Source organism: Collinsella provencensis (assembly GCF_900199705.1).
GTDB classification, from domain to species: domain Bacteria; phylum Actinomycetota; class Coriobacteriia; order Coriobacteriales; family Coriobacteriaceae; genus Collinsella; species Collinsella provencensis.
In genome coordinates this window covers 1303726-1318543 of sequence record NZ_LT904908.1, presented here as the reverse complement: position 1 = coordinate 1318543, position 14818 = coordinate 1303726, and the positions used below count along the sequence as shown (strand labels likewise).

Genomic DNA, 14818 nt, shown 5'->3' with positions numbered 1-14818 from the left:
AAACGGCGCGCACGCGAAAGCATGCGCACCGTTTCGATTCAAGCAACCGGCACGACACCCGCATCACTGCAGCACGGATGCCATGCCGGGATCGCGTTGGTTCACCGCCTGTTAGGCATTACGCCTTCCAGATGGTCTCGCCTTCCTTAATGGTCTCGAGAACCTTAAGGTCGCGCAGGTCGTCGATGTCGACCTTGAGCGGGTTGTGCTCGGTCACGCAGAAGTCGGCGAGCTTGCCAACCTCGAGCGTGCCCTTGCGATCCTCCTCGCCATACTGGTAGGCACCGTTCTTGGTGATGCACTCAAGACCCTCGTACACGGTGATCTTCTGCGACTCATCAAGCTGCACGCCACCCTTGGTCACGCGCTTCACGGCGCACCAAACGGCCTCGAAGAGATTCGGGCGCAGCACCGGGCAGTCGGTGTGGAACGTCGGGCGCAGGCCGCAATCAATCGCATCGCGGACGGCGGACACGCGGGAGCCGCGCTCCTTGCCGAAGTTCTTCAGATGCACGTCAGCCCAATACCAGATGTGGCTTGCGAAGATGGTCGGAACCATGTTGATCTCGGGCATCTGCTCATACTGGTCGCGGCGCGCGGTCTGGCAGTGCACCATGACCGGACGAAGCTTGGCCTTCTCGGGGTTGGGCGAATCGGCCAGGGCGCGCTTGTACACGCGCAGGTACTGGTCGGCAGCCGCATCACCGTTGGTGTGGGCGAGCAGCTGGTAGTTGCCGTCGATGGCCTTGCGCATGAAGTTGTAGGCGTCCTCGTCGGACACGGTACCGTAGCCGCAGTAGCCCTCGCCCTCGTCGCCGAGCGCGTACGGCTCAGTCATCCACGCGGTGCGGCCCTGCGGAGAACCGTCGAAGAACATCTTGAGGCCGCCAAAGCGGAAGTGACCTGTGTACTCATGGCTGTCGAACTCGGCGTTCTTGGCGATCATGCCATCAACGTCCTCGCCGAACATCGGATAGCTCACGACGTCCATCTTGAGCAGGCCCTTCTTGGCAAACCCGGCGAACATGTCCGCGTGGTCGGCCGTGGTGGCGCCTTCCTGGCAGGTGGTGATGCCGTGCTCCAGGTAAACGTCCTGCATGTCGAGAATGAGCTTGTCCATGTCGAACTTCTGGCGCGGCTGAACGATGCCAAAGACCGGCCACATGGCGCCCGGCTCCTCGCAATAGCCGTCCGGCGTGACGCCGTCGTCCTCACGGCCGTAGCGGCCGCCCTCGGGGTCGGGGGTCTCAGCGGTAAGACCCGTAAGCTCAACGAGCTTGGAGTTGGCCACCAGCATGTGCGAAGAGGCATGGGTAATCATGACCGGAATCTCGATGGAAACCTGGTCGAGCACGTGACGGTTGGGGTGACGGCCCTCGACCAGGCTGTTCTGGTCGTAGCCCACACCCATGATCACGCTATCCTCGCCGATGTTGTTGCGCTCGGCAAATTCATTCAGGGCATCGATGATCTCGTCGAAGCTCTTGCAATTCTCGAGCTGCGCGGCAACCACATACTGGTTGGAACCGGAGATGTGGCTGTGCGGGTCGATGAGACCGGGCATGAGGCAGGCGCCTTCGAGATCGATCTGTTCGGCATCGCCCGCAAAAGCGCGCGCCTCGTCGAGCGAACCGGTGAAGGCGATGATACCGTCCTCGACGACAAGCGCCTCAAACGTGTCGCCCTCGCCTGTCATGGGCAGGAACTCACCGTTGAAATACAGCTTCTTCATGATGGCTTACGCCTCTTCTTTCTTGAAGATCTTGATTGCGGGAGTGGTCAGCAATCCAGCGAGGATGATAACAGCGCCAACACCGTAGGCAAAGCGGGTCGAGTCGTAACGGCAGTTCTGGTTGATCTTGACGAGCTCGGTGCGCTCGGCGTCGGTCATGTCGATGCCAGCGATCTGGGCCTCGAAGTTCTCGTCGGAAACGAGCGAGAAGTTCATGTCGGCGAGCTGCTCGTTGACCTCTGCGGAAATAACCGGGCTGGAAGCGGCCTCAGCCTTAACGGAGTTGGTGATGCCGAAGAGAAGGACGGCGCCGAGCAACGCGATGCCGAGGGCCTGGCCCACGTTGCGCATGGTGGTCTGGATGCCGCCGGACTGGGCGGCGTCACGCTCGTTCACGGCAAGGGCAACGACGTTGTTGGCCTGGGAGGACACGATACCCGCGCCGGAACCGGCAAGGAAGGCGCCGAGGTAGATCATGGCGTTGTTCACGCCGGTGACGGTGACGGCCAGGGCCATGACACCAAGGGCGGCTGCCATGACGATGTAGCCGATCTGGATAACGCGGCGAGGGTTCGCGTTAGGGGCGACCTTGGGGATACCCATGGAGAACGCGAACGTGGGGGCGCCGGTAACGATGGAGGTCACACCCACGGAAATGGCAGACCAACCGGCAACGAGCTGCAGATAAGGAGACATGAGGATGGCTTGGACGCCCATGAAAAAGAAGGTGATGGCGGAAGCCGCAAGACCAGCGAGCACCTGCGGGGTCTTGAGGAAGGACTGGGGCAGAAGGGCAAGACCGTTCTTGGCCTCGACCTTCTTCTCAACGACAACGAGAACAGCAAGGATGATGATGCCAGCGATAACCATGGGGATGACGGGCGAGTAGCCGCCGATGGAGGGAGCGCCGGGGAAGGACTGGACAAGACCCCACGCGGAGATGCGGGAAATGCCCACGAGGAACAGGAACAGGCCCAAAGCGGCGAGCACCACGCCGATGCCGTCGAACTTGAGCTTGCCATCGTTCTGCTCGATTGCGGGGAGCTTAAAGGAAAGCAGCAGAACCATGGCGAAATAGACGGCGAGGGTCAGGAAGGTGGCCTTCATGCCGGCGAGCTCCATAACAACGCCGAGGACCAGCGGGAGCAGGGCAGACAGACCGGAAGCGGCACCGATGCAGCCGAAGGCGAGCACGCGGTTCTTGCCGAAGTACATCTTCGGGACCAAGCCCAGGACGGACGGAATCATGAAGGAAGCGCCAAAGCCGACGAGGATACGGCCGCCCCAAATGAAGATGGTCATGTTGGGGGCGAAGGCGAGGACGACCTCACCGATGGAGCACAGGGCAGCACCGATGCGGAAGTTCTTCTTCCAGCCAATGATGGTACCCATGAGGCCGCCGGCGATCATGAAGGCGCCGGCCATGAGGGAGTACACCATATTGGCGAGCTGGATGTCGGCGACGGTTGCGCCAAGGTCCTGGGTCAGGGCGGTGGCGGCAAGCGAGAGCGCGCCGTTGTCGCCCGAAGTGCCCATCTGGGCAAGGATCAGAACGAGAATCGGGAGGACGAGAAACTTGTCCTCCTTCGCCTCGCTCTTAACTGCAGAAGACGCCATTGCTTCTTCCTTTCTCTTCCCGGAAGGCATCTGCCTTCCCACACAGTCCATCCGACCTTGTCGGAGCGCGCGTTTCCCCTTGCGCGCATGCAGCGATTCAGGTACGGACATTTGAAACGACCACAGAATATGCCGCGACGCGCATGCCAATGAGCAGGACACTTGCCGTAGATACGGCAACCTTTTGCCCTTTGCCTTATTCAGCAGCAGGCTCAAAACCCGCGGTAGTGCGCGTAACGACCAGGTAGCCGGACACGGCACCCACGACGGCGCACATGCAGCCCTTGAAAATCATCATGCCGGTACGGGTCAGCGGCATGGGAAGCACCAGCGTAAAGACCCAGGCCAGGGCACCGGCGAGCACGGCCGCGATGATGCCCACGGGAATGGACAGCGTAAAGGCACCGCCGGGGAGCTTTGCCACGATGCCATTACGGTCGGCCTCGGCCTTGTAGACGTTTTTGCGCAGGTCAACCTTGGTAAGCGGCACGACGCACCAGGTCAGGATGAGGCCGAGGAGGGCGCCGGTGAGGACGATCTCCTCAACGACCTTGTTGGCAGCAAACGTCACGTCGGGATTGGAAGCGTTCATGCCAAAGAAAATAGCGGCGTTCACGATGCCGTTGATGATTCCGTAGCCGACAATGCACTTGTTTGCCAGGTAGCTCTTGTACTCTTTCGGTGCTGCTGCCATGTTGTTCCCTTCTCAACACGCCTCTTTACGAGACGCTGCGCACGGGCACATCTTGCAGCGACGCTTCATCCCTGCCGAGGTCCCGTTCCTACGAGATTTCACCCTCATATGCCTTGTGCTTTACGATTTTGCGGGACACAGTGTATCCTCGGGGCTTCCGCCACCAGGCCACAACGATTGCCGTAGATACGGCAAGGCTCACTTCACCCTCAACAGCATCCCTCTTCCGCAGCACTCACCTATTACATAGCCCTCATTTCACACCTCACAAACCTAAGTCTTATACACTTAGATTTGATGATACTGTGACGCTTAAAAAATCTGCGTTCTCGGGTATATTGCGCTGCACGGCGGGAATAACGGAGTCGTACAGAAAAGCGCCGGCGAACAAACAGCCGGCGCGCATCACAAAGGAGTGATTGATTATGGCAATGGTTCCGTATCGTCAGGGTTACAGCGTTCTTCCCGTTTCCAATTCCCTGTTCGACATTTTCGACGACATGATGGACCTCCCGCGCACCGCACTTACCGCCAAAGCGTTCCCCATCGACGTTGTTGACGAAGGCGATTCCTACGAGATCAAGGCGTATCTCACGGGCGTGTCCAAGGACGATCTGGACGTCGAGCTCAACGAGGGCCGTCTGTCCATTTCCGTCGAAGTGAAGGAGAAGGAAGAGGACAAGGGCAAGAACTACCTGCAGCGCGAGTTCACGTCTTACAGCGCAACCCGCGGCGTGTATCTTAAGGATGCCGCAAGCGAGGGCCTCTCCGCCACGTTCGCCGACGGCGTGCTCACCGTCCATGTTCCCAAGTTCGTCGAGAAGAAGAACGTCACCAAGATCGCCATCGACTAGTCTAACGGCCGCGAACCCCCACTTTCCTTCGTTAGACGCGATAACACAGGGCCCGGTACCAACAGGTGCCGGGCCCTTTTCTGTTTGAATCGTAGAAAACGTTGCTCTTTGAACGATTGCTCTTTTAAGCAAGAGCAAAAAACAAGAATTCTGGCGGCCCCACTTGCACCGAGATAGGGTTTTGGTATTGGTTCACGAACGGTTCAAGTAGACAAGAAAGCCGCAAGCTTTTGACCTGCGGCTCTTCTATCACAAACACCTTGTCTACTCGATAATTGCGGATAGCAGTACGAAAACCCTGCCTCGTTGCATGAACGATGCCGCGCAAAGACTCAAAGCGCCCATGTGCATGTGCGTACACCACCCGCGATATTACTTAAAATGATGCGCCCGCCTATTCCTCGCGATCGAATTCCTCGGTGGCGTCGAGCGGTCGGCCCGAGTAGTTGAGATGGCGCGTCACGGCCTCCATGTCACCCGTCTCGATAAAGCGAGCCGCCGTGACGCCGTAGTCGTCGAGCGCGAGCTCGAACATCTCGGGGAAGCTCTCGTTGCTCACCTCATGGGTGAAGGGGTTGACCCACATGTGGTGCGCCAAGTTGCCCGCACCGGCGGGAACCTCGGTGGTGACAGGGTGAGCCAGCGCCTGGAACAGCGAATAGCCGCCCTTGAGCCGCTCGATTCTTGCGATGAGATTCGAACTCGGAGAACCCGCGGGCTCAATCAGGCGATACACAAGCTGCATGTCGGCCACCGCCCCGCCGTACTCGTTGGCGCCCACCTTGAAATCGTAAACGCTGCTCGCCACAAAACTCGTGAGCGCACCAGCAACCTTGTTAACGCGGTCGGTGGTAACGAGCTCGCACACGGGAGGATAGTCCGCCGTAGTGGCACCATTACGTTTGAGCTGCAGCATGAGCAGGTCGAGGTCAGTTTCGATGACCGCGTGCACCTTGTCCGAAGCAGCATCGAGCTCGGGGTCTGCCTCCTGAATCCCCCACTGCTGCGCATACACAAACGGATGCACCGTGCGATCGAGCACGTAGTGGGAAAGCAGGCCGAGAACCCAGGCGCGGCCCACGCCGGCATCGTGCGGTTGAAGATGCGCCACGCCATCGCGCAGCGCGGCGAACGTGCGGGACATGCGCGAGCGGTGCATCACGCGACCCAAGTCCATGCATGTTGAGGAATTGGGCGTGCGGAAGCGGAAGAAGAACGGGTCGGGACCCTGGTTTGCCAGCAAAAACGCTATGCGCTCGTCGTCTGTGGAAATAAGCCCCTCGGGCAGACGTTCAATACTTTCCTCGCCAAACAAATGATGGGTCATAAGCGCAGGCATGAGAGCTCCTTCGATACGCTGTTCGATACGCCAAAGTCGTTCGCACCTTATTATGCCCAATCACCCACGGCGCAAAACGAGCAAGCGCGACGGGCGGCAAACCCCTAATTCAATCCAAGCTGCTTGCGCACGGTCGCGGCGCGACGGCGACTCACCGGAATGCACGCGCCGCTGCGCTCGAGCGTCAGCTGAATCAAACCGCTCTGTTTGGCGACCTCGATATCGCGCACATCGTCGATGTTCACCAAATAGCTGCGGTGCACCCGGATGAAACCCTCATCCTGCAAACGCTGCTCAAGCGTGGAGATCGACTCGTTTACCAGGTATCCCCCAGACTGCGTGTACGCAAAGGAGTAGTCTGCTTTCGCCTCGATATATGAGATGTCGCTCACCGATAAGTAAGTGCGCTTGCCATTCCGCTCACCTTGGATACGACGGGTGGCCGCCCCCGAAGGCGCAGGTTTGCGCGCCGCGAGCGTGGCATCGATCTTGTCGAGCGCCTTGGCGAGACGTTCCTGCTCAACGGGTTTAAGCACATAATCGGTGGCGTTCAGCTCGAATGCCTCAGCGGCGTACTCGGAAAACGCTGTTACAAACACCACCACAGGGGGCTTTTTGAGGTTGTTCAGGATGTCGGCAAGTTGCACGCCACTCGTACCGGGCATTTGGATGTCGAGGAACAGCACATCGGGCTTGTCGGCAAGGATCTTCTCGATGGCCTCGGTTGCACCGCCCGCCTCGTCGATGGTTCCCACGCGCTCATCTTGGCCCAACAGATAGGCGAGTTCCGAGCGAATAGGAGGCTCGTCGTCCACGATCAAAACATTCCAACCCTGCTGATCTGCCATCGTTCCCCCTCTTGTGCCCCGGCTCGCCAGAGCGTTCTGACATGAATCTCAAACCCCATACACGTTACTTGGACATCGGACCATTGTATGCGAAACCCCGAGCGAGCTCCTTCGCCTCTACTGTACCGAAGGCAGCATCGTTCCCTCGGGCTCATGCGGCTCGCCCAGCAAGTCAACGGTGATGCGCGTGCCCACACCCAACCTGGACGAAACGCGTATACCCGACTCTTCGCCGAAAAAGAAGTGGATGCGCATCAAAACGTTGGAAAGTGCCAGGCCTCCGCCGCGCTTGAGCGATCCGTCCGCCGTCGTACAGGCATCTCGCCTGCTTGTCGAGACATCCACGCCGTTGCCGCTATTCGCCTCGTTATTCAGGTGTTTTGTATCAAACAGATACCGCTGCGTGTATTCATCCATGCCGATGCCATCGTCCTCCACCACGAGCTCAACGCCATCGTCGGTCTCGTGCGACGACAGGGCGATGGAAAGCGGGTCGGTCTCACGCATGGCATGTTTGATGCAGTTCTCGAGCAGCGGCTGCAAAATGAACGGCGGAACGCGACTGTCGAGCGTTTCGGGATCAAGGTCCACCGATAAGCGCAGGCGCCCTTCGCCATAGCGCGCCTGCATGAGGTTGATGTAACGGATGCCCTGCTCGACCTCTTTTTCCAACGACGTAAGCGTCTCGGAATTCGAAAGCGTCTGTCGATAGTAATTTGAGAAGTCGATGAGTAGCGAGCGCGCTTTTTCCGGCTCGGTGCGTACGAGCGACACGATCGTGCCGATGGTGTTGAACAAGAAATGCGGGTCGACCTGGGATTGCAACGCACGCAGCTCCATGCGCGCGCTCACTTCTTCCTGGCGCTCCAACTCAAAACTTGCCAGCTGTGTGGAGATGAGCTCGGCAAAACCGCGGGCCAAAGCCATCTGACGTGCGTCGATGTCGCTATAGCGCGAGTAGTACAACTCGAAGGTGCCCATGCAGCGGTCACGCACGATGAGCGGCGCAACAATGCCGGCGTGGAGGTGCTTGAAGAAGTGGTATTCCTTCATGCCGGGATCGTACATTTCGCGCGCAAACGCCTCCATGCGCTTGGTCTCGATGGCGCGCAACGTAGTGTCCAGTACGATAGGTTGGCCGGGAGGACACTTATCTGAATCCTCTCCCCAGCTCGCCAGCACTTTGGTGCCGTCGGTGATGCAGATGGAAGAGGCAAGCGTTTCGGGCAAAATGAGCTGGCAGGCGCCCAAGGTGGCCTCTGGCGTGAGGCCCTGGCGCGTGTAGGCGAAGATCTTACTCGCGATGCCGAGCGTGCGGTCCGTCGCCGAAAGCGAGAAGTCGTCGGGCACGACGAACACGTAGGCGAAGAAGAAGCACAGCAGCACAAGGCCGGCAATGGTGACAACCGCCGGCACGGGATTGGTGCTCGTCGCGCATTCCGCTGCCAGAAGAATCAGCAGCATGGGCACACAAGCGACAAGACCGCGCAGCGCCCAGGTCTGCGCCACGCGGAAATACTTCGTCTGATTTCTTTGCCTCAACAGGTTGAGCTTCAACCTAACCCCCGAATCTCACCGATTTCCCCAGCCATCTTAACGCTCCGCAACAAACATTGCGATAAGCGACGCCCAGCGACCGAAGCTTTGGTACCAGCATGTCGCCGCGCATCGCGCATCGCAGGTCTCGCGTGTCGCGCACGTATCGTGCGCCACGCACTGCAAACCTCGCATCGCGAAACGCCAAAACCCCGCCCGGTCCCAAACGCTCTGCACATCTCAATTCGATGTAAGCAGGAAGAAATGAGCGTTGGAACCGGCGGGGATAAAAGAAAGGGGCTGTTACTCGGAGTACTTGTTGCCCTCACCGAAGGTGCCGGCATCGACGATCCAGCCGTCCTTCATGATGACGTCCATGTTGTCGGTGTTGAGAACGTGGATGTCAGCGGCAACGTCACCGTTCACGACCAGCAGGTCGGCGCACTTGCCGGCCTCGATGGAACCGGTCTCGTCCTCGATGTGGCACATCTTGGCGCCGTTGAGGGTTGCGCAGGTGATGGACTCGACCGGGGTGAAACCGATCTTGTCGACGAACTCGTAAATCTCCTCGATGGAGCAGGTGCCGTACGGGGTGACGAAGGAGAAGGAATCGGAGCCGATGGTCATAACGACGCCGCGCTTCTTGGCCTCGCGGAGGCAGTCGTAGTTGCGCTGGAGCTCCTTCTCGACGAGGGTGCCCTCGTACTTGTCGTGCAGCTCGGGGACGTACACGGGCGGATAGGTGGAGTACCAGGTGGGCAGGAAGGCAATCGTCGGGGTGAAGAAGGTACCCTGCTCGGCCATGAGGTCCATGGTGCGCTCGTCGATATCGAAGCCGTGGATCAGCTGCTCGCAGCCAAAGCGGACGGAGTCATAAGCGGCGGAGTGGGAGTTGTAGCAGTGGCTCCACACGGGAATGCCGACCATCTTGGCCTCATCGATGACGGCCTTGATCTCCTCAGCGCAGTAGTGCTGGTCGCGACCGGAGTCCCAGCGCCAGATGCCGCCGCCGGTAGCCCAAATCTTGATCGCGTCGGGGTTCTCGCGAAGGCGGCGACGAACGGCCTTGCGCAGATCCCACGGACCGTCGACCTGGTCGCCCCAGGGGTGGGAGTTCTTGTTCTCGAGCTGGCTGCAGTGATGGGAGTCACCGTGGCCGGCAACGCGGCAGAAGCCGAGGCCGGTGGCGAGGACGCGCGGGCCCTTGAAGACGCCCTTGTTGATGCAGTCGCGGACCTGGATGCCGAAGCGGCCAATCTCGCACACGGTGGTCAGGCCGTGGGTGAGGCAGTCATAGGCCTGCTTGACGGCGACGGCCTGCTTCTCGAGGAGCGGCTGCATGACCCAGTCGGTGTCGTCGTCGGTGAGGTTGCCGGAGAAGTGCAGGTGGGTATCGATCAGGCCGGGCATAACGGTCTTGCCGGCGGCGTCGATGACCTCGTAGCCCTCGGGCACGTCCTGGTGGACACCGGCGTACTCGATCTTGCCGTCCTCGTTGACGAGAACCAGGGAGTTCTCGACCGGTGCGGCACCGGTGCCGTCGATGAGCTTGCCACCAACGATCGCGTAGTTCTTACCCATGTTGTTCCTCCTTATTTGGAACGAGTTTTTATTGCATACCTCACGGGAGAGCGCAATCTGAGCGGCGCCCCCTAGAGGATTGCTCCCATTGGGTGGAGGTTGCTTTGGGAAGCGCACCCTCCGCGGGTATTTCTTTCGCTGTTGATCACAGCGAGCTGCCTGATACTAGGCGTTGCTCTCGCAAGCCGCGTTGGTCTGACGAGACTTGGTCAAGAACATGAGCGCGATGCCCACGACCAGCCAGCCGATCACGATGGACCATTCAACCATGTTGAGGGACGCGGGGCTGAAGGGGACGACCAGCAGACCGATGATGACCGAGCCGGCGAGGATGGCCATGGCGATACCGAACTTGCCGCCGGGGACCTTGTAGGGACGAGGCAAATCGGGCTCGGTGAAGCGCATCTTGAAGCAGGCGAGGGCAACCATGGTGCAGGAGAAGATGAATGCCAGAGCCGAGACGTTCGTCAGCGGGATGAGCATGTTCTTGCCTAGGAAGGGGCCGACCACGGTGATGACGGCGAGGACCATGCAAGCGAGCTTGGGAGCGCCGGACTTCTCGTCAACCTCGGCGAACTGCTCGGGGAGCTGGCCCTTGCGGCCCATGGCGAGCATGATGCGGCTCGTGGCGCCATAGAAGGAGTTCATGGGGCCCATGGGTCCAAGCGTTGCGATGATGAGCATCGCGATGTAGAGGATCATGTTGATGTTCTTGAGACAGGCGAGCGCCGGAACGGGCTGCTCGACGAACTCGCCCCAAGGAAGGATGGTGCCGAAGGAGTAGATGCACACCATGTAGAAACCGCCAGCGGCGAGCAGGGCCAAGGTGATGATCTTGCCGAACTTGTTCCAGTTCAGGCCCTCGGCAGCTTCCTCAGCCTGCTGAGGAATGGTGTCGAAGCCCGCGTAGAAGAACGGGGTCAGAACGAGGACCGAGACGATGCCCGCGAGCAGGCTGTTGCTCTCAGTAGCAGCGACGCCGCCGCCGGCATTGGAGACCTGGGAGAACACCGGCATGGCGTTCGACGGAGAACCAGTGACGATGGAGACGCCCATGGCGAGCAACATGCCGCAGAGCAGAGCCTTGGTGAGGAACGCCTGCAGCTTGGCTGCGGAGCTGGCACCGCGGAAGTTGAGGAAGATCACGTAGCAGGCAAAAGCCAGGGCAATCAGCGTGGGGAACAGATACACGTCGGCGCCGAGGATGGTGTAGAGCTTGATGGCGCGGAGCCACTCAAGACCAGGCAGGCTGCCGAACATGTCGGACACGAGGGTGGAAATGGCGATGGCCTCCCACGGGCAGAGGATGCCGTTACCGAGGGCCAAAAGCCAACCGGTGATGTAGGATGCCGTGCGGCCGAACGTGCGGTCGACGTACTCGACAATACCGCCCGACACGGGGATGGCAGCCGTCAGCTCGCCAAACACCGCTCCGACGGGCACCAAGGCGATGGCGCCCAGAAGGAATGCGATCATAGCGGGAACGGGACCGCCGCCCACGACCATCCAGTCGCCGACCTGCAGCACCCAGCCAGTTCCGATGATGGCACCGAAACCGATGGTAAAGAAGTTCCACAGGGAGAGGGTCTTCTTCATGCCGCCCTGCTCGGAAGCAGTAGTGGTATCCGCCATAGCATGCCTCCTTTCTGCTGTTGGGGACGAGCGCGGGACTGCGCTGTCCGGGTTTCCGCACGCTCCTTTTTGCCGTGCGGTTTGTTGACAACTGCAGAATATGACCGCGCCATTCGCAGGGCTCATTCATCTCGACCTACGATGGACGCGCGCAGACGAGCGGACACGATTTTAGGACGAGCGGCAGGATTCGGATATGGGAATCGGCAAGAAAGCCACTCAAGGACAAAACTTACGATAACGAACGCGGAGGGCGCTGGGGAACGATCCCCGGGCATACAGCATGTAGGCGTATGGCATGTAGACATACTGCTTGTAGACGTATGGCATGTAGGCTCATTCCCGCAGGTATCTCAAGCGCTCTCCTCGGACGATATGCTCTGAGGGCTTTATCTCAAGCAACAAAAAAAGCGCCCCCGCTCGAAGCGGGGGCGCCCATAACGACGTTATGCCGCGCGGCGATTAGCCGACGATGCGGGTGCCGGAGAGGCCAGCCATGGTCTCAGCGGCCTTGTCGAGAGCACCGATGATGCAGGTGCGGCCCTTGCGGCTGCGAGCGAACTTGATGGCAGCGCGGACCTTCGGCTCCATGGAGCCCTTGCCGAACTGACCCTCGTCAGCGAGCTTCTCGGCCTCATCAGCGGTGAGCTCCTCGAGCTCCTGCTGATCGGGCTTACCGAAGTTGATGGCGACGTGCTCAACGGCGGTCAGGAGGAACAGGACGTCGGCGTTGCAGTCCTCAGCGAGGAGCTCGCCGCCCAGGTCCTTGTCGATAACCGCGGCAACGCCCTTGTAGCAGCCCTTGTTGTTGTAGTCGCGGACCACGGGGATGCCGCCGCCACCGCAAGCGATGACGATGAACTCGTTGTCAAGCAGGTTGAGGATGGAGTCGGCCTCGACGATCTTCTTGGGCTCGGGGGAGGCGACAACACGACGCCAGCCGCGGCCGGAGTCCTCAACGAAGGTCATCTCGGGGTTCTCGGCCATGATCTCCTTGGCCTGCTCCTCGGTGTAGAACGGGCCGATCGGCTTCGTGGGATTGGCGAACGCGGGATCGTCGGGGTCGCACTCGATCTGGGTGACGACGGTGGCGGCGTGCCAACGCTTATAGCGCTTGTGCATCTCGCGGCCGATGCCCTGCTGCAGGTGGTAACCGATGTAGCCCTGGGACATGGCGCCGCACTCGGGCAGGTCCATGGAAGGGGTACCGATGGCGTCGTGAGCAGCGGCGAAGGCGTTCTGAATCATGCCGACCTGCGGGCCATTGCCGTGGGTGATGATGATCTCGTTACCCTGCTCGATGAGGCCCAGAAGAGCGTGGGCGGCGTTGCCGACCTTCTCGATCTGCTCTTCGGGGGTGTTGCCGAGGGCGTTGCCGCCAAGGGCGACGACGACGCGATCGGGCTTGCCGAGGGGCTTGGACATAACAACCTCTTCTCTTTCCGTAGGAAACCAGTGAAATGTATTCACTGGCTAAAGTACTTTATGCAATATACCGCGAATAAATCGACAGCACATTTGCTACAGAATTCCTTAGGCAAACGGCTAAAAAATAAGGGTGGACGTACCCCGCATCATGCGACTTTTTGTCTTTTTGTGAAGAACTCCAAAAAGCGTTTTCCCCGTTGTCCGCGCCCACAATTCAAGCAAGCATTTTTATACATTTTTACAAAACTATCGTCACAAGACTGTGATAGATGATTCACGAATATGCATCGCCGTTTTTCAGCGTGCCGTTGCTGCTCGAAGAGACGTCCCCGTTCAGATAAGGCTCGCTTCAAAATGGGAGAAAACCCGTTCATCGAACAGACGCGAGACCCACCCACATGCGGACGTCGCACCAGCTGCCGATCTCATGAAAAAGGGACTTCCGAATATATCGGAAGTCCCACCTAAGAGCGCAGATACCCTCTTCGCCTGGCGTTTGGTTTCAACAGCTCTTACTTGAGTGTCGCGTACATGACCGCCTTGATGGTGTGCATGCGGTTCTCAGCTTCCTGGAACACGCGCGACTGCTTGGACTCGAACACCTCGTCGGAAACCTCCATCTCGGTGACGCCGAACTTCTCGGCGATGTCGGCACCGATGGTGGTGTTGGTGTCGTGGAAGCTGGGAAGGCAGTGCATGAAGATAGCGTTGGGATTCGCCTTGGCCATAACCTCAGGAGTCACACGATACGGAGACAGCAGATCAATACGGCTCTTCCACAGTTCCTCGGACTGACCCATACCAACCCACACGTCGGTGTAGATGACATCGGCGTCCTTCACGCCTTCGTCGATGCTGTCAGTGAGCTGGATGGTGCAGCCGTTCTCTGCGGCAATGGCCTGGCAGCGCTCGAGCAGCTCTGCAGGGAAATGCGTGGCACCCTCGACGTCTCCCTTGGGACCGCAAGAGCAGAAGTTGATACCGAGCTTGGCACAGATGACCATGAGGGAATCGCTCACGTTGCCCTGCTCTTTACCCAGGTAGGTGAGCTTCATACCGCGCGTATCGCCGAACTCCTCACGCATGGTAAGAATGTCGGCAAGCGCCTGGGTGGGGTGATACTCGTTGGTGAGACCGTTCCACACGGGCACGCCGGCCTTGGCGGCGAGCTCCTCGACAAGCGTCTGATCGGAACCGCGGTACTCGATGCCGTCATACATGCGGCCGAGCACACGAGCGGTGTCCTCGATGGACTCCTTCTTGCCCATCTGGGACGAGCCCGGGTCGAGGTAGGTCACGCCCATGCCGAGGTCCATGCCGCCCACCTCGAAGGCGCAGCGGGTGCGTGTGGAGGTCTTTTCAAAGAGCAGCACAATGTTCTTGCCCTCGAGGTACTTGTGCGGGGTACCCGTGCGCTTGAGGTTCTTGAAGTCGCGGGCGAGATCGAGCAGGTACTCGATCTCCTCGGTGGAATAGTCGAGCAGAGTCAAGAAGCTGCGGCCGGAAAGTGAGAGTCCCATGGTGAAATCCTTTCGTATGAAAAGCTGAAATCTGGGC

General features: G+C 59.6%; 11 protein-coding genes. 1 reads left to right on the top strand and 10 read right to left on the bottom strand.

The features are described 5' to 3' along the window. Window positions 1-118: 118 nt before the first annotated feature. From C1711_RS05865 to C1711_RS05855, 3 genes are all read right to left on the bottom strand, one after another. Window positions 119-1732 (bottom strand): amidohydrolase, encoded by a 1614-nt coding sequence (locus C1711_RS05865; RefSeq protein ID WP_102338207.1) that lies wholly within the window; start codon window positions 1730-1732, stop codon window positions 119-121. Between the two features lie 6 nt (window positions 1733-1738). After that, the gene (locus C1711_RS05860) at window positions 1739-3349 is read right to left on the bottom strand and encodes an MFS transporter (RefSeq protein ID WP_102338206.1); all 1611 of its coding nucleotides are present in this window, start codon (window positions 3347-3349) and stop codon (window positions 1739-1741) included. A gap of 196 nt (window positions 3350-3545) precedes the next feature. Further along, entirely contained in the window at window positions 3546-4043 is a 498-nt protein-coding gene (locus C1711_RS05855) for a hypothetical protein (RefSeq protein WP_102338205.1), read from the bottom strand. 425 nt (window positions 4044-4468) lie between these two features. Here C1711_RS05855 and C1711_RS05850 point away from each other — a divergent pair, with 425 nt between their 5' ends. Further along, on the top strand, window positions 4469-4897 hold the full coding sequence (locus C1711_RS05850) for an Hsp20/alpha crystallin family protein (protein ID WP_102338204.1): 429 nt from the start codon (window positions 4469-4471) through the stop codon (window positions 4895-4897). A 394-nt stretch (window positions 4898-5291) separates the two neighbouring features. Here C1711_RS05850 and C1711_RS05845 read toward each other — a convergent pair whose 3' ends face one another. The 7 genes from C1711_RS05845 to argF form a co-directional block, all read right to left on the bottom strand. Further along, complete coding sequence (locus C1711_RS05845) at window positions 5292-6236, bottom strand: zinc dependent phospholipase C family protein (RefSeq protein WP_102338203.1); 945 nt, start codon at window positions 6234-6236, stop codon at window positions 5292-5294. A 104-nt stretch (window positions 6237-6340) separates the two neighbouring features. Further along, complete coding sequence (locus C1711_RS05840; RefSeq protein WP_102338202.1) at window positions 6341-7084, bottom strand: LytR/AlgR family response regulator transcription factor; 744 nt, start codon at window positions 7082-7084, stop codon at window positions 6341-6343. A 117-nt stretch (window positions 7085-7201) separates the two neighbouring features. Next, window positions 7202-8593 carry a histidine kinase gene (locus C1711_RS05835; RefSeq protein WP_234346298.1) on the bottom strand — a complete coding sequence of 464 codons (1392 nt, stop codon included), beginning with the start codon at window positions 8591-8593 and terminating at the stop codon, window positions 7202-7204. Between the two features lie 330 nt (window positions 8594-8923). Beyond that, window positions 8924-10201, bottom strand: a complete 1278-nt coding sequence (locus tag C1711_RS05830) for a metal-dependent hydrolase family protein (protein WP_102338201.1) — start codon at window positions 10199-10201, stop codon at window positions 8924-8926. 165 nt (window positions 10202-10366) lie between these two features. Continuing rightward, a complete protein-coding gene (locus C1711_RS05825) occupies window positions 10367-11833 on the bottom strand; it encodes an APC family permease (RefSeq protein WP_102338200.1) in 1467 nt (488 codons plus the stop codon). Window positions 11834-12295: 462 nt separating this feature from the next. Beyond that, window positions 12296-13258, bottom strand: a complete 963-nt coding sequence (gene arcC, locus C1711_RS05820; RefSeq protein ID WP_102338199.1) for a carbamate kinase — start codon at window positions 13256-13258, stop codon at window positions 12296-12298. A 515-nt stretch (window positions 13259-13773) separates the two neighbouring features. Beyond that, the gene (gene argF / locus C1711_RS05815) at window positions 13774-14781 is read right to left on the bottom strand and encodes an ornithine carbamoyltransferase (protein WP_102338198.1); all 1008 of its coding nucleotides are present in this window, start codon (window positions 14779-14781) and stop codon (window positions 13774-13776) included. Window positions 14782-14818: the final 37 nt, after the last annotated feature.